General features: G+C 75.0%; 17 protein-coding genes. 10 read left to right on the top strand and 7 right to left on the bottom strand.

Going from position 1 to position 14,924, the window contains the following annotated elements; translation table 11 throughout:
* Positions 1-13: 13 nt before the first annotated feature.
* A complete protein-coding gene (locus ACRRSS_RS24285) occupies positions 14-1,072 on the top strand; it encodes an MBL fold metallo-hydrolase (RefSeq protein WP_435973236.1) in 1,059 nt (352 codons plus the stop codon).
* Between the two features lie 40 nt (positions 1,073-1,112).
* On the opposite strand, the gene ACRRSS_RS24280 is transcribed toward ACRRSS_RS24285, so the two are convergent.
* Positions 1,113-1,778: a DedA family protein gene (locus tag ACRRSS_RS24280; RefSeq protein WP_435973235.1), complete on the bottom strand. Its 666-nt coding sequence runs from the start codon at positions 1,776-1,778 to the stop codon at positions 1,113-1,115.
* Complete coding sequence (locus ACRRSS_RS24275; RefSeq protein WP_435973234.1) at positions 1,775-2,554, bottom strand: MBL fold metallo-hydrolase; 780 nt, start codon at positions 2,552-2,554, stop codon at positions 1,775-1,777. The genes ACRRSS_RS24280 and ACRRSS_RS24275 overlap by 4 nt, the downstream gene beginning before the upstream one ends.
* A gap of 136 nt (positions 2,555-2,690) precedes the next feature.
* On the opposite strand from ACRRSS_RS24275, the gene ACRRSS_RS24270 reads away from it, so the two are divergent.
* The 4 genes from ACRRSS_RS24270 (at position 2,691) to ACRRSS_RS24255 (ending at position 6,118) form a co-directional block, all read left to right on the top strand.
* The gene (locus ACRRSS_RS24270; protein WP_435973233.1) at positions 2,691-3,095 is read left to right on the top strand and encodes a hypothetical protein; all 405 of its coding nucleotides are present in this window, start codon (positions 2,691-2,693) and stop codon (positions 3,093-3,095) included.
* Positions 3,096-3,296: 201 nt separating this feature from the next.
* Positions 3,297-5,438 carry a phage holin family protein gene (locus ACRRSS_RS24265; protein WP_435973232.1) on the top strand — a complete coding sequence of 714 codons (2,142 nt, stop codon included), beginning with the start codon at positions 3,297-3,299 and terminating at the stop codon, positions 5,436-5,438.
* 75 nt (positions 5,439-5,513) lie between these two features.
* Positions 5,514-5,891 (top strand): hypothetical protein, encoded by a 378-nt coding sequence (locus ACRRSS_RS24260; RefSeq protein ID WP_435973231.1) that lies wholly within the window; start codon positions 5,514-5,516, stop codon positions 5,889-5,891.
* A gap of 62 nt (positions 5,892-5,953) precedes the next feature.
* Positions 5,954-6,118: a hypothetical protein gene (locus ACRRSS_RS24255; protein WP_435973230.1), complete on the top strand. Its 165-nt coding sequence runs from the start codon at positions 5,954-5,956 to the stop codon at positions 6,116-6,118.
* A gap of 290 nt (positions 6,119-6,408) precedes the next feature.
* Here ACRRSS_RS24255 and ACRRSS_RS24250 read toward each other — a convergent pair whose 3' ends face one another.
* Positions 6,409-7,620: a low temperature requirement protein A gene (locus ACRRSS_RS24250; protein ID WP_435973229.1), complete on the bottom strand. Its 1,212-nt coding sequence runs from the start codon at positions 7,618-7,620 to the stop codon at positions 6,409-6,411.
* A 259-nt stretch (positions 7,621-7,879) separates the two neighbouring features.
* On the opposite strand from ACRRSS_RS24250, the gene ACRRSS_RS24245 reads away from it, so the two are divergent.
* Complete coding sequence (locus ACRRSS_RS24245) at positions 7,880-8,302, top strand: hypothetical protein (RefSeq protein WP_435973228.1); 423 nt, start codon at positions 7,880-7,882, stop codon at positions 8,300-8,302.
* Here the strand turns inward: ACRRSS_RS24245 and ACRRSS_RS24240 are convergent.
* Complete coding sequence (locus tag ACRRSS_RS24240) at positions 8,299-9,126, bottom strand: helix-turn-helix domain-containing protein (protein WP_435973227.1); 828 nt, start codon at positions 9,124-9,126, stop codon at positions 8,299-8,301. The genes ACRRSS_RS24245 and ACRRSS_RS24240 overlap by 4 nt on opposite strands.
* Before the next feature lie 91 nt (positions 9,127-9,217).
* On the opposite strand from ACRRSS_RS24240, the gene ACRRSS_RS24235 reads away from it, so the two are divergent.
* Together ACRRSS_RS24235 and ACRRSS_RS24230 are read left to right on the top strand one after the other, a co-directional pair.
* Positions 9,218-9,523, top strand: a complete 306-nt coding sequence (locus ACRRSS_RS24235) for a 4a-hydroxytetrahydrobiopterin dehydratase (protein ID WP_435973226.1) — start codon at positions 9,218-9,220, stop codon at positions 9,521-9,523.
* 52 nt (positions 9,524-9,575) lie between these two features.
* Positions 9,576-10,322 (top strand): class I SAM-dependent methyltransferase, encoded by a 747-nt coding sequence (locus ACRRSS_RS24230; protein WP_435973225.1) that lies wholly within the window; start codon positions 9,576-9,578, stop codon positions 10,320-10,322.
* 76 nt (positions 10,323-10,398) lie between these two features.
* On the opposite strand, the gene ACRRSS_RS24225 is transcribed toward ACRRSS_RS24230, so the two are convergent.
* Positions 10,399-11,277, bottom strand: a complete 879-nt coding sequence (locus ACRRSS_RS24225) for an NmrA family transcriptional regulator (RefSeq protein ID WP_435973224.1) — start codon at positions 11,275-11,277, stop codon at positions 10,399-10,401.
* A 94-nt stretch (positions 11,278-11,371) separates the two neighbouring features.
* Here ACRRSS_RS24225 and ACRRSS_RS24220 point away from each other — a divergent pair, with 94 nt between their 5' ends.
* Positions 11,372-12,304, top strand: coding sequence for an AraC family transcriptional regulator (locus ACRRSS_RS24220; RefSeq protein WP_435973223.1), 933 nt, complete (start codon positions 11,372-11,374; stop codon positions 12,302-12,304).
* Between the two features lie 76 nt (positions 12,305-12,380).
* Positions 12,381-13,406, top strand: a complete 1,026-nt coding sequence (locus tag ACRRSS_RS24215) for a class I SAM-dependent methyltransferase (RefSeq protein ID WP_435973222.1) — start codon at positions 12,381-12,383, stop codon at positions 13,404-13,406.
* An 18-nt stretch (positions 13,407-13,424) separates the two neighbouring features.
* Here ACRRSS_RS24215 and ACRRSS_RS24210 read toward each other — a convergent pair whose 3' ends face one another.
* Both ACRRSS_RS24210 and ACRRSS_RS24205 read right to left on the bottom strand, forming a co-directional pair.
* On the bottom strand, positions 13,425-13,889 hold the full coding sequence (locus ACRRSS_RS24210; protein WP_435973221.1) for an RICIN domain-containing protein: 465 nt from the start codon (positions 13,887-13,889) through the stop codon (positions 13,425-13,427).
* Positions 13,890-14,104: 215 nt separating this feature from the next.
* On the bottom strand, positions 14,105-14,899 hold the full coding sequence (locus tag ACRRSS_RS24205) for an aldo/keto reductase (protein ID WP_435975413.1): 795 nt from the start codon (positions 14,897-14,899) through the stop codon (positions 14,105-14,107).
* Positions 14,900-14,924 lie beyond the last annotated feature (25 nt).

Genomic DNA, 14,924 nt, shown 5'->3' with positions numbered 1-14,924 from the left:
ACGGAGCCCCCAGATGACCGAGCGGACGGCACACACCCCCCGGGCCGCCCAGGCCCCGTACCAGCCCGACCAGGTGGCGGCCCCCGGCCCGGCGCCCGCCCCGGCACCCGTCCTCCACCCCGTCGGACGGCTGAGACCCGACTGGCCGCGCAGCTTCGCCGACCGGCTCACCGCCCCCCTCCCCGGGGCCCGGGCCCTGGCCCGCCTGGCCCGCGAAGGTGCCGTACGCCCCCGCCCCGAGGGGCTCCGTGACATCCCCCTGCTGCCCTTCGAACCGGGTCCGCTGCCCGCAGCCGGACCCGACACCCTCGCCGTCACCTGGGCGGGGCACGCCAGTTGGATCCTGCGCGTCGGCGGGCTCACCGTCCTCACCGACCCCGTCTGGTCCCGCCGTATCTTCGGCACCCCCGCCCGGCTCACCCCGGTCGGCGTCCGCTGGGAGGACCTGCCGCGCGTCGACGCCGTCGTCATCAGCCACAACCACTTCGACCACCTCGACGCCCCCACCCTCCGACGGCTGCCCCGGCACACCCCGGTCTTCGTCCCGGCCGGCCTCGGCCGCTGGTTCACCCGCCGCCGGTTCACCCGGGTCACCGAGCTCGACTGGTGGGAGGCGGCCGAACTCGACGGGGTGCGCTTCGACTTCGTCCCCGCGCACCACTGGTCCAAGCGCACCCTCCTGGACACCTGCCGCTCCCTGTGGGGCGGCTGGGTGCTGACCGACCGGGCCGGTCGGCGGATCCACTTCGCCGGGGACACCGGCTACGGACACTGGTTCGCCGAGATCGGCCGCCGCTACCCCGGCATCGACCTGGCCCTCCTGCCGATCGGCGCCTACGACCCCCGCTGGTGGCTCAGCGACGTCCACACCGACCCGGAGGAGGCGGTCCGCGCCCACCAGGACCTGGGGGCGCGCCGGATGGCCCCCATGCACTGGGCGACGTTCGTGCTCTCCTCCGAGCCCGTCCTCGAACCCCTGACCCGGGTCAGGACCGCCTGGGAGAAGGCCGGACTGCTCCGCGCGGACCTGTGGGACCTGCCGATCGGCGGCTCACGGGTGCTCGTGCCCTGACACCTCGCGGCTGCGCACGCCCTGAGCCCTCTCAGCCGGCTCAGGGGTGCTCGTGCCCTGACACCTCGATCGCCCTCGGCCGCCCCCGGACACGCCGCCACAGCGCCGGCACCGCGCTGATCAGCACGGTGAGACCCACCGCCGCGACGACCCCCTGCCACGGCTCCGGGAAGAGCGAACCGCCCAGGATGCCGATCAGCTGGTACGTCGCCGCCCACGCCAGACAGGCCGCGATGTCCCCCCGGACGAACCGCCGCAGCGGCATCTCCGACAGCAGGCACGCCAGCATCACCGGGATCCGCCCCGCCGGCACGAGCCGGGACAGCACCAGCATCGACACCTGATGGGTGTCGAGCCGTTCCTGCGCGTGGGCGAGCCGATCGGGCGTCACCCGGCCCTTGAGCGCGGCGAGCCACCGCGAGCCGCCCCGCGAACGGACCCCGCGCTGCCCGAGCCAGTAGAGGGCGGCGTCGCCGAGGCACGCCGCGAACGCCGACACAAGGAAGACATCGAGCAGCGCGAACGGCGAGGACTGGTGGAAGGCGACCACCGCCGCCGAGCTGACGATCGCGCCCGTCGGCACGACCGGCACGAGGGCACCGAGCGCCACCAGGAGGAAGAGCGAGGGGTACCCCACGGCCTGCTGCGTCGACTCCGGCGGCAGGTCCCCCACCGCCGCCGCGATCCCGGTGAGCCCGTCTATCACCGGGCGACCTCCGGGCGCACCCGCTCGCCGTGCCCGAGGAGGTGCACCACCACCTTCGGCGCCAGCCGCGCCGCGTGCCGTACGAACTCGTCGCCCGGCGCGTGGAACTCGTGCGGCCGGACCCCGTCGAGCCCGATCGGCCAGTACGTGCCGTAGTGCACCGGGACCGCCGCCGCGGGCGACAGCGCGGCGAGCGCCTCGGCCGCCCGGGACGCGTCGAGATGGCCGTGCCCGAGGTACGGCCCCCAGCCGCCGACCGGCAGCAGCGCCACGTCCACCGGCCCCACGGCCTCCGCCATCCCGTCGAACAGACCGGTGTCCCCGGCGAAGTACGTCCGCGCCTCGCCCTCGACGACGTACCCCAGCGCGGGCGCGCGGTGCGGCCCGACCGGCAGCCGCCGGCCGTCGTGGCGCGCCGGCACGGCCCGTACCGTCACCCCCTCCACCGTCACCGTCTCCCCGGCCTCGACCTCGGCCAGCCGTACCCCGTTCGCGTCGAGCCTGCGCAGCCCCGGCACGGCCGCGGGGGCACCGCGCGGCACGACGAGGAGCGTCCCGGGCGCGAGCCGGGCCAGCGAGGGCAGGTGCAGATGGTCGGAGTGCAGGTGCGAGACGAGGACGGCCTCGGCGAGCGCGGCCTCGGGCGGGGGCACGGCCCCGCGCCGCCTCCGCAGGTGAGCGAGCCGCCGCGCGAACAGCGGATCGGTGAGGAAGCGGACCCCGGAGTCCTCGACCGTGCAGGTCGCGTGACCCCACCAGGTGACCTCCACCGGCATGCCGCCTTCCGTTGTCGGGGGCTTCGGGCGTCGTTCACGATGTCCGCAGCCGTTCCGTACCTCCTCAACGAGGGTAAATGTCCGGAGCGGGTGCCGGAGGATGTTCGGCCGCGCCGTCCCGCAGTAGGGTCGGCGCATGGACGACGTTCGGGTGGCGGCGATCGCCAGCCTCACCCCGCTCGAAGAGCTGGACAGCGACCCCTTCCTTGTCGACACGCGTGGTCAGCACGCCGTGTGCGCCCGCTGGGCCGAGGCCAAGGGGTACGTGGTCGCCCGCCAGTTGCTGTTCTACGGCATCCGACCCGACCACGCGGCGCTGTGGGTGGACGTGGAGGCGGGGGCGATCGACCTCTTCGTCGCCGCCAACGAGCGGGTCCTCGCGCGCGCGTTGACCTCCGTCCCCGGCTTCCGGGCCGAGTGCGCGCGGCGCGGGGTGCGGGTGGAGACCGCCGGTCCCGAGGAGCCGGCGTACGACACGGCGGCCAAGGCGGGCGTCCACCGGCGGCTCTCGATGCCGACGGCCGGGTACGACGGCTCCTGACCCGACGCCCGCGGCCGGGCCGGTGCGCCGTACGACACGGCCCGCGCCCCTCGGTCCGACACCCCGGCGTGCCACCCGACTCGCGCGCCCTCCGGTGCCCGACCTGACACACCCTGACCGATCACCCGCACCCCTTTTCCCCACCGGCCATGGGCGTTGTGCCACGCTTGGGGCAGGAAACGGGCGAAAGGTGAAGCGGGCGTGGGTGACGGGCGATGGGGTGGCGCCGACCGCTGGCGGTCCGCGGGCAGTGCGCTGGGGCGCGTGATCGTGGTGTGGGCGGTGTCCACGCTCACCCTGCTGATCCTCGCCGGGCTGCTCCCCGACTTCCAGCTCCAGTCCGCCGACGGCGACAGCTTCACGAGGACGGCGCTCACCGCCGCCGCGGCGGCCGGCGCGTTCGGTCTGCTCGGGGCGCTCGTGTGGCCGCTGCTCGTCCGGGCGCTGCTGCTCGTCCCGGCCCTCGTCCTCGGCGTCCTCGTCTTCTTCCTCAACGGCTCGCTGCTGATCGTCGCGCTCTGGCTGATCCCGGACGGGCGCGGCGCCGTCGCCCCCGAGACCGCCGTCGTGGTCGCCGCCGTCATGTCCGCCGTCGCCTCCGCCACCTCCACCGCCCTCGCCGTCCACGACGACGACGCCTACCGCCGCCGCCTCTACCGGCTCACCGGCCGCACCCGGCCCCGTGCCTCGGACGGCTCGCCCGAACAGGTCCCCGGGACGGTCTTCCTCCAGCTCGACGGCGTCGGCCACCACGTCCTGCGCGACGCCGTCGCCGACGGCCTCATGCCCACCGTCGCGGAGTGGCTCGACACCGGCCACCGGCTCACCCCCTGGCGCACCGACTGGTCCAGCCAGACCGGCGCGAGCCAGCTCGGCATCCTGCACGGCTCCAACGAGGACGTCCCCGCCTTCCGCTGGTACGAGAAGGACACCGGCCGGCTCATGGTGTCGAACCGCCCGGCCAGCGCTGTGGAACTCCAGCGCCGGGCCGTGCGCCGCACCGGGGACGGCGGCCTCCTCACCGTCGACGGCGCCTCCCGGGGCAACCTGTTCAGCGGCGGCGCCGACCAGCTCGCGCTCGTCCTGTCGATGGCCGCCCGGCGCGGCCCGCGCAACCGCTCGCGCGCCGGCTACTTCGCGTACTTCTCCGACCCGGCCAACGCCGTCCGAACCGCCGGATCGCTCGTCGCCGAGTGCGCCCGCGAGATCTTCCAGTCGACCCGGGCCCGGCTGCGCCGCGAGGGCCCGAGGGTCTCGCGCGGCGGCACGTACCCCTTCGTCCGCGCCTTCGCGACGGTCGTCGAGCGGGACGTGGTGGTGTCCGCCGTGATGGGGGACATGCTGGCCGGGCGGACCGCGGTCTACGCCGACCTCGTCGCGTACGACGAGGTGGCCCACCACTCGGGCCCGCACGGCCGGGACACCGACCAGGTCCTGCGCCGCCTCGACCGTTCGATCGCGCTCATCGCCACCGTCGCCGAGCACGCGCCGCGGCCCTACCGGATCGTGCTCCTCTCCGACCACGGGCAGAGCCCCGGCGAGACCTTCGAAGGGGCGTACGGACTGACCCTGAAGGACCTCGTCAGGGCCGGGTGCGGGCTTCCCGTGCCCCGCAGGGTACGCCGCACCCGCAGCGGTTCGGAGGCGCGCGACGCGGCCAGGGACGCGCTGCGCCTCGCCCTGCACCGGCCGGTGGACGAGACCGGCGAGACGGCACGGGAACTGCCCGCCCGGCCCTCCGAGCCGCTCGTCCTCGCCTCGGGCAACCTGGGGCTCATCTCCTTCCCCGACGTGCCGCACCGGATGACCCGGGAGGAGATCGACCGGCGCCACCCGGCGCTGCTCCGCACCCTCGCGCACCACCCGGGCGTCGGCTTCGTGCTCGTGGCGAGCGCCGAGCACGGCTCGGTGGTCCTCGCCCGCGACGGGGCGGAGGTGCCGGTCGCCGAGCTCGACGACGCGGGACCGCTCGCCGTGTTCGGCCGGGGCGCGGCGGGCGCGGTACGGCGCACCGACGGCTTCCCGCACGTCGCCGACATCATGGTCAACTCGATGTACGACCCGGCCACCGGCACCGTGCACGCCTTCGAGGAGCAGATCGGCTCGCACGGCGGCCTCGGCGGCGAGCAGTCGCACCCCTTCCTCCTGTCACCGCCCGAGCTGTCCCCGCCGGTCGGCGCGGGGGAGGAGCTGGTCGGCGCGGAGCAGGTCCACCGGGTGTTGCGGCGCTGGCTGCGGGAGTGCTCCGGTCCGCAGGTGCCGCTGGCGCCACTGCCGCCGCGGGAGATCTCCCCGGCCGCGGACGAATCAGCCGGTGCGGTGAATCACCCGCCCCACCCGTAGGCCGCCCGGGCGGATCTCGGGCCCGCACCGCCCCGCCGGGCCCTCGGCGGGGCAGTACGGATCTCCGTGAGCCCCGTGTCCGAGCCGCCCGCCGTGCCCGCCGTCCCGGCGGGCCCCCCGGCGCGTCCGGGCCGGATCCGGCGCCACTGGATCGTGCTCCTCCTCGTCCTCGCCGCGCTGTTCGGCACCGGGGCCGCGGCCACGCTCACCGGCGGCGCCGAACTCCGGCCCGCCACCGCCGCACCGGCCCCCGACCCCAGCGGCGAGACGTACGATCCGGCGGCCACCGAGGCGGGCGTCCCCGGCCGCTCCCGACGACACCGGACGGGCATCCGTCCCGTCCGTCCCCTGTTCCCCTCGCGTGGCGCCCGCGGGCTCCGGCGGCCCACCGCCCCGGTCCTCGTACCCGCCCCGCGCGGCGACGCGCTCCGGTGCGTGGTGATGCGCTGCTGAGAGGCCCCCGCCTCCCCGCGGTCCCCTCCCGACATCCCCCCGCACCCACGAGGAGCTTCGCCATGCCCGTCGACCCGTACGCCGCCCTCCAGGCCCTGCTGCGCGCCGAGGCCTCGCGCGCCCGGCGCACCGACCCCGGCGCGTCCGAACCCACCCTCCAGGCCTCCGAACCGGCCGCGGCAGCGGAGTCCGAGCCGCCCGCGTACCGGGAGGACCCCGTCCGCTGACCCTCCGCGACGCCCCGACGCGGGCCACGGCACCATCCGACGCGCGTACCGGTGTTCGGACGTACGAGGCTCTCCCGATGACCTCGACCGACCGGAGCACCAGACCCGATCGTCCGCCGGACCCGCGTCCGGCGGAGGCCCGCACACCGACGGCGGCACGCCGCCCGGCGCTCCTCACGACAGCGCCGCGGACGGCGCTCACGACGCCGCTCGGGACGGCATCCACCGACTCTCCGGCTCACTGCCGCGAGGTGCGCCGTCCACGTCCGCGCCCGTTCCCGTCGGCCGCCTCAGGCCGCCTCCACCGCCTCGAAGCCCGTCCGCGCCTCGCGGCGGCCGTGCAGCCAGACCAGGACCGCCGCCGCGCCGGCCAGTGTCGCCAGGGCCACCAGGGCGGGGACGAGACCGACGAGCGGGCCCGCCGCCAGGCAGCAGACGCCGCCCGTCGCCAGAGCGGTCGGCCGGCGGCCCGTGGTGCGCCGTACGATCGCCGCCGCGCCGAGGAGGTACACCCCGACCCCACCGGTCAACGACCAGGCCACGACCCCGTGCAGCGGCTCGGCGAGACCGTAGTGGCCGGTGTCGGCGACCTGCTGGAGGACCTTCTTCATGCCGAGCGCGCACAGCACGACGCCCGCGACCAGCGGCAGGTGCAGGAAGGTGTACACGTCCCGGGCGAACCGGGTGCGCTCGTCGCCGTCGAGTCCGGCGAGCCGGTGCTCGGCGGCCTCGCCGAGCTGCCGGAAGTACAGCCGCCACAGCCCGGCCGCGAGCAGCAGACCGGCGGACGACGCGCCGAGTACGGCGAGGGTGAGCGGGAAGCCGGAGACGCCGACGCCCATCGCGACGATGGACTCGCCGAGCGCGATGATCACGATCAGGCCGTGGCGCTCGGAGAAGTGCCCGGGGGAGTTGACCCGCCAGCCGGAGGCGCCGGTGACCCAGATGCCGCCGTAGTCGACGGCCACCGCCCCCAGCCACAAGAGGAGTTGGACCCGCCCGCTGAACGCGCTGCCGATCAGGAGCAGCACCAGCGGCGGCAGCACGGACAGCAGGGCGGTACGCCGCAGGGTGGCGCGCAGGACGGGGTCCCCGGGACTGGAGATCCTGTACGAGGCCAGGTGCAGGACGCGCACCGCGCCGTAGCAGAGGACGAACACCAGCGGCGCCGAGAGCCCGCCGGGCGCGTCCGCGAAGACCTCGGGCACGGTGAGCGACACGATCAGGACGACGGCCATGACGGTGACGAGCACCGCGAACAGGGCGCCGGAATCGGCCCGTACGACGTTCCCCAGCCAGGCGAAACAGCACCAGCACCACCAGAGCAGCGCGAGCACGACCATCCCGCCGACCACCCGCACCGGCGAGGGTGCGGTCGCCATCAGGGCGGTGACCTGCGTGATCGCGTACACGAACACCAGGTCGAAGAAGAGCTCCGCGGGCGTCACCCTATGATCGTCCCCGGTGGCCACCATGCGGGCCCGTTCCCTGTTCCACGCCATGCGTCTCTCCCCCTCCGGGGGACCACTCCCGGCCACCCCGGCGCGAACAATACGCACACCCGCGGCCCGGCGACCCGGAGTTCGCCCTACCGCGGGAAACCGCTCACCCACCGCCGGACGGCCCCGCATTACCTCACGCGTCATCGACCCCCTCCGCCCCGCCCGGCATGCTCGGGGACACCGGAACCCGGGCGGCGCACTCCGCTCGGGCTCCGGGCCCACCGCCAGCACGAACGTCCCCCATGGAGGGTGATCCGCCATGTCCCAGGCCCTGCTCGCCGGTCTTGCCCGCACCACCCGCCCGCACGCCGCCGTGCGCCGGTTCCTCGCCCTCGACGCCGTCGTCACCGGGGCCAACGGGATCGCCTACGCCGTCGCCCCGGACCCGGTGGGGGAGTTCCTCGGGATCGACGCGGGCCTCCTCCTCCCACTCGGCCTCCTGCTCACCGTGTACGCCGCCGGCGTCGCCTGGCTCGCGAGCCGCCCCCAGCCCCCGGCGTCCGCCGTGAGACTCGTCGTCGACATCAACGCGCTCTGGGCCGTCCTCAGCGTCGTCGCCCTCGTCGCCTGGCTGGAGCCGACCACCGCGGGCCTGGTGTGGACGCCGGTCCAGGCGGCCACCGTCGGCGGGTTCGCGGTCCTCCAGTGGGCCGCCCTGCGGGCCGTCCCCGCGAGCCGCTAGTCGCCGAACGGCGGCAGGGACTGGAGGTACGCGACCGTCGCCGGGTCGGCCGGGAGGAACGTCTCGATGGCCAGCTCGGCGACCGTCACGTCCAGCGGCGTGTTGAACGTCGAGATCGACGACACGAACGACAGCACCCGTCCGTCGTGCTCGACGCGCAGCGGCAGCGCGAAGTACGGGTACACCTCCTCCGGACCCGGGGCGCCCGGCGCGTCCTCGTCCTCCCCGCCCGGCGGCAGCGGATACGCCGTCACCTCCGCGTACAGCGCGCGCAGCGACTCCGAACGCGCCAGACCGATCTGACGCTCCATCTGGTGCAGCAGATGCCCCCGCCACTCCCGCAGGTTCCGGATCCGGGGCGCGAGCCCCTCCGGGTGCAGGGTGATCCGCATCGCGTTCAGCGGCGGGGCCAGCAGATGCTCCGGCACCCCGTCGAGCAGCAGCCCGATGCCCCGGTTCGCCGCCACCACCGTGTACGAGCCGTCCACCACGAGCGCCGGATACGGCTCGTACCCCCGCAGCAACTGCTCGATGCCCTCCCGCAGCGCCTCCAGACGCGGGGCGTCGAGCGGCGACTCCGCGTACCGGGGCGCGTACCCGGCGGCCAGCAGCAGCGCGTTCCGCTCGCGCACCGGCACCTCCAGGTGCTCGGCCAGCCTCAGGACCATCTCCTCGCTCGGCCGGGAACGCCCCGTCTCCACGAACGAGATGTGCCGCGCCGACGAGTCCGCCCGCAGTGCCAGCTCCAGCTGGCTCAACCGCCGCTGCTCGCGCCAGCCGCGCAGCAGCGGCCCCACCCCCGTGTCGCTCACGACCGTTGTCATGGCCAGACGGTATCCCAGAGGGTGACCCGGGTACCTTTCCCCCGGGACCCCTGTCCGTCACCCGCGCCACCCGACCGGAGGGAGCACCGCCGTGCCCACACAGCCGCTGTCGCAGAAGGAGATCGAGGACCGACTGCGGGAGCTCCCCGGATGGTCCGTCACCGAGGACCGTCTCACCCGCGAGTACCGGCTCGGCGACCACTTCGCGGCGACCGCGCTCGTCGTCCACGTGGCCCGGATCCAGCAGGAACTCGACCACCACTCGGACCTGACCCTCGGCTACAACACCGTAGCCCTCTCCGTGAACACCCACTCCGCCGGTGGCGCCGTCACCGAGAAGGACTTCGCACTCGCCGAGCGCGTCGAAGGGATCGCCCCGGGCCACGGCGCCCACTGACCCCACCGGCTCGCCGTACGGCCCGCGCACCCTCCCTCGTACGATCACCGGCATGGCGGACACCGTGCTCGACTACGAGGCCGAAGCGGCGCACTACGACCGGACCCGGGGCGGGGTGCCCCGGGCCGGCGCCGCGGCCGAGGCGGTCCTGCGCCTCGTGCCGCCCGGCGCCCGCGGCCTGCTCGACCTCGCCTGCGGCACCGGCCTCGTCACCGAACGCCTCACCCGGCCCGGACTGCGCGTGTACGGAGCCGACGCCGCCCACGCCATGCTGCGGGTCGCCGCCGGACGCGCGCCCGGCCGGGTCGTCCGCGCCGACGCACGCCGACTGCCCCTGTCCGACGCCTCCCTGGACGCGGTCACCGCCGTCTGGCTGCTCCACCTCGTGCCGTTCACGGCGGAGATCGTCGCCGAGAGCGCCCGCGTCCTGCGCCCCGGCGGTGTCCTGATCGCCACCGTCGACAAGGACGCGGCCCACGACGTCGGCAGCGACATCGACGAGATCCTCCGCCCCCACCGCTCGACGGCCTCCGCCTCCGACCGCGCGGACCTGATCACCCGGTACGCCGCCGCCCACCGCCTCGAACCCGCCGCCGGCACCGACTTCACCGGACACGGCCAGGGCACCACCCCGCGCGACACCGTCCGCAAGCTCCGCGCCGGGTACTTCGCCTCCTGGTTCCCTGGCGACCCCGCGACCGTCGAGACGCTCGCCACCGCCCTGGCCGCCCTCCCGGACCAGGACCGCCCCCGGGCCGACCCCCGCTACCGACTGGCCTCCTTCGTCAGGCGCGGCTGACAGGAACGGGCAGGATCGGTTTCGGGATGGTCCAGGGCCGGCCGGCCGGGGCGGAGGGAGCCGGTGCGCGGGCGCCTCAGGCGCCCGCGCCGCCCCAGGTCGCGTCCGCGAACGCGGCGAACGAGCGGGGCTCGCGGCCCAGGACCCGCTTCACGCCGTCCGTCGACGAGGCGTTGTGGCCGTCGAGGAGCTTCGTGAACAGGGCCGCCAGCCACTCCGCCTCCGGGACCGGGAGTCCGAACCCGGCGAGCAGCCCCGCGTAGTCGGCCTCGGACACCGCCTCGTAGACCACCGGGCGGCCCGAGGCGCGGGAGATCTCCGCCGCCACCTCGGCGAAGCCCACCGGACGGGGCCCGGTCAGCTCGTGCACCCGCCCCGCGTGAGCGTCCGTCAGCAGGGTCTCGACGAGGACGTCCGCGAGGTCGTCCACGTCGACGAACGGCTCGGCCGAGTCCCCCGCGGGGAAGACGACCGTGCCCGCGGCGACCCCGTCCGCGATGAACCCCTCGGAGAAGTTCTGCGCGAAGAACGCGGCCCGCACGACGGTCAGTTCCACCCCTTCGGCCGCCGCACGCAGGGCCTCCTCCGTCACGACCGCCTCGGGCTCCCCACGCCCGGACAGCACGGTCAGCCGCCGTACGCCGTTCTCCGAGGCGAGCCGGCCGAACTCCCGCATCGCCTCGACCGCTCCGGGAGCCGCGAGGTCCGGGTAGTAGGCCACGTACGCGGCGTCCGCGCCCCGCAGCGCCGGGGCCCAGGTCTCCGGGTCCTCCCAGTCGAAGGGGGTCGCGCCGGTACGGGACCCGGCGAGGACCGTCACCCCGCGCGCCGCGAGTCGCTCGGCCACGCGGCGCCCGGTCTTGCCGGTGGCGCTCGTCACCAGGATCGTCCGCGGCGCGTCGGTGGCGCCGGTGGTGTCGGTCGTGTCGGTCGTCTTGTCCGTGTGCGTCGTCATGGTTCAAGACTCCCGCCCACGGCCCCCACCGCCCATGCTCCGCAGTCTCACGCCCCTACGTCTGCGTCTCACCGCTCGCCTAGGCTTGCCGACCATGGACGCACTCGCCGGACTCCTCGACGGGCCCCGCGCCAGGGGCGCCTTCCTCCTCCGCATGATCATGGAGCCGCCGTGGTCCGTGCGCATCGAGGACGGCGCGCCGATCTGCCTGATGTGCGTCACCGAGGGCGAGGCCTGGATCGTCCCCGACGCCGGTGAACCCGTCCTCCTGAGGCCCGGGGACATCGCCATCGCCCGCGGCCCCGAGCCGTACACCGTCGCCGACGTCCCCGGCGCCCCGCCCCGCGCCCTGATCGGACCGGACGGCGAGTGCACCACCCTCGCCGGGGAGCCGCTCGCCGAGTCCATGCGGCTCGGCGTCCGCACCTGGGGCAACGCCCCCGACGGCGGCACCACGCTTCTCGTCGGCACCTACCGGATGGACGGAGAGGTCGGCCGTCGCCTGCTCGACGCCCTGCCCGGGCTGCTGCACCTGTCCGCCGACGGGTGGAACTGCCCCCTCATGCCCTTTCTCGGTGAGGAGATCGCCCGCGACCAGCCCGGCCAGACCGCCGTCCTCGACCGGGTCCTGGACCTGATGCTCATCACCGGCGTCCGCGCCTGGTTCTCCCGGCCCGGCGCCGAGGCCCCCGCCTGGTACGTGGCCATGGGCGACCCGGTGGTCGGCCAGGCGCTCCGGCTCCTCCAGAACGACCCCGCCCACCCCTGGACGGTCGCCTCGCTCGCGACGAAGACCGGCGTGTCCAGGGCCGCGCTCGCCCGCCGGTTCACCGAGCTCGTCGGGGAGCCCCCGATGGCGTACCTCACCGGCTGGCGGCTCGCGCTCGCCGCCGACCTGCTGCGCGAGACGGACGCCACGGTCGAGTCCGTCGCCCGACGGGTCGGCTACAGCGGTGCGTTCGCCCTGAGCGCCGCGTTCAAGCGCGTCCGGGGCGTCAGCCCGCAGGAGCACCGCGCCGGGGTGTGACGGGTCCGCGGCGGATTCTTTTGCGGTACCGGCAAGTTTTCTCGCGATCCGGGCGGCTGCGCCGCACCCTGGACCCATGAGTCAGCAGAGCGCACCCCACCACGACCACGCGCACGGCGAGGGCCAGGGCCAGAACCACCAGCACGGCGCGGGCCACCAGCAGGGCGAGGGGCAAGGCCACCAGCACGGCGAGGGCCACGGCCACCAGCACGACGCGGGCCAGGGGCATCGGCACGGTCACGGCCACCACCACGACAGCACCCACCTGGACTGGAACGAGCTCGGCGCCCACCTGGAGCGCCAGGCCGAGCTCGCGAGCCCCGCCTACGCGGACGCCGCCGCCTGGCTGGGCACCCTCACCCCCGCGCAGGGCGTCCGCCGCCTCCTCGACGTCGGCAGTGGTCCCGGTGTGATCACCGCCGTCCTCGCCGAGGCCTTCCCCGCCGCCGAGGCGGTCGCCGTCGACGGCTCGCCCGAGCTCCTCGCCCGCGCCCGCGACCGTGCCGGGGCGCGCGGCCTCGGCGCCCGCGTCTCCACCCTCCACGCCGAACTCCCGGAGGCCATCGCCACCTTGGGGCAGGCCGACCTGATCTGGGCGGGCAACACCCTGCACCACATCGGCGACCAGCGGGCCGCACTCGTGGAGTTCGCCGGACTCCTGAACCCGGGCGGTCTGATGGTCCTCGTCGAGGGCGGGCTGCCGACCCGGTACCTGCCCCAGCACATCGGGATCGGCCGACCGGGCCTGGAGGCCCGCCTCGACGCCGCCCACGCGGACTGGTTCGGCGCGATGCGCGCCGAGGCACCCGGGTCCAAGGACGAGCCGGACGACTGGCGGGCGCTCCTCACCGGCGCGGGCCTCACCCCCGCCGGCACCCGCGCCTTCCTCACCGACCTTCCCGCGCCGGTGTCCCCGGTCGTACGGGAGCTGGCCGTCGGCCACTACACGCGGCTCCGGGACGGCTACGGCACCGCCCTCGACGCGGACGACCGGGCGACGCTCGACCGGCTCCTCGACCCGGCCGACGCCCTGTCCCTGCACCACCGCACGGACCTGTTCCACCTCACGGCCCGCACCGTCCACACCGCCCGCAAGGGCTGACGGCCGCGCCCGGCCGGGTCAGGACACCGGCTCCAACCGCCACCACTGGAACGGCGAGTCGGTGTCCTCCCACTGCCGGACGTTCCCGCCGTCCTCCTCGGACTCGTCGGCGACCTCCAGGAACAGCCCGCTGGCGAAGCTCACCAGAGCGACCGTCCCCGGCGACTGCAGGTCCTGCTCGATGATCCACTCCTGCGCCCCGAAGTTGTTCGCCTTCCACTGCTGGATGTTGGCGCCGTTCTCCGTGGACGCGTTGGCGACATCGAGCCGCTTGCCGCTGGCCGCGTTCACCAGGTGGTGGAGCCCGCCGCCGTTCTCCACGGGAACGATGTGCCAGTGCTGCCCGGGGGTTCCGGTCTCGGTGCCCTGCTGCACGTTGGCCCCGCTGCGACCCGACCCCTGGTACACCTCCAGAAGCAGCCCACTGGCCACGTTCCGCACCCGGTAGAGGCCCTCCTCCACGGGCATCGGAGAACCACTCACCGTACCGACTCCTTCGTTCCACGCGACCGCCGGACCCCGCCGCCCGAGGCGGCGGGACAGCCCCCAGGGGCTGTCGCCGACTCTACGGCCCGGGTACGACAGCGGGCCGGGCGCCGGAGTCAGCGGGCTCGGCGGCCACGGCCACCGAGCCCCCGCACCCGGCCGGCGCCGCGCCGCACCACGGAGGCCGCACGGCGCCGGAGGGCCGCACGCCTTCAGGCACCGACGCTGAACTCCGCCGGGTCCGGGCCCAGACGGCGGCTCTCGTCGAGCGCGGCGATCGCCGCCAGGTCCTCACCGTCCAGCTCGAAGCCGAAGACGTCGATGTTCTCCCGGATACGGGACGGGGTGACCGACTTCGGGATCACCACGTTCCCCAGCTGGAGGTGCCAGCGCAGCACGACCTGGGCCGGGGTCACCCCGTGCTTGCGGCCGATCGCCACGATCGCCGGCACGTCCAGGAGACCCTTGCCCGAGCCCAGCGGCGACCATGCCTCGGTCGCGATCCCGTACCGGGCGTGCGCCTCGCGGGACGCCTGCTGGGAGAGCTGCGGGTGGAGCTCGATCTGGTTGACGGCCGGCACGATCGACGTCTCGCCGATCAGCCGCTCCAGGTGCTCCGGGAGGAAGTTCGAGACGCCGATCGCCTTGGCGCGCCCGTCCGCGTAGATCTTCTCGAACGCCCGGTACGTGTCGACGTACGCGTCCTTCGCGGGCACCGGCCAGTGGATCAGGTACAGGTCGACGTAGTCGAGGCCCAGCTTGTCGAGCGAGGCGTCGAAGGCCTTCAGCGTCGCGTCGTGGCCCTGCTCGCTGTTCCACAGCTTGGTGGTGACGAACAGGGCCTCGCGGGCGATCCCGGACGCGGCGACGGCACGGCCCGTGCCCTCCTCGTTCCCGTAGATCGCGGCGGTGTCGATCGAGCGGTAGCCGGCCTCCAGGGCGGTCGCCACGGCGTCCGCCGCCTCGTCGTCCGGCACCTGCCAGACACCGAAGCCCAGCTGCGGCATCCGGACGCCGTTGTTCAGGGTGACC

Origin of the sequence: Streptomyces sp. Qhu_M48, from assembly GCF_051305195.1 — a bacterium.
Lineage (GTDB): Bacteria > Actinomycetota > Actinomycetes > Streptomycetales > Streptomycetaceae > Streptomyces.
This window is presented reverse-complemented; position numbering and strand designations above follow the sequence as displayed.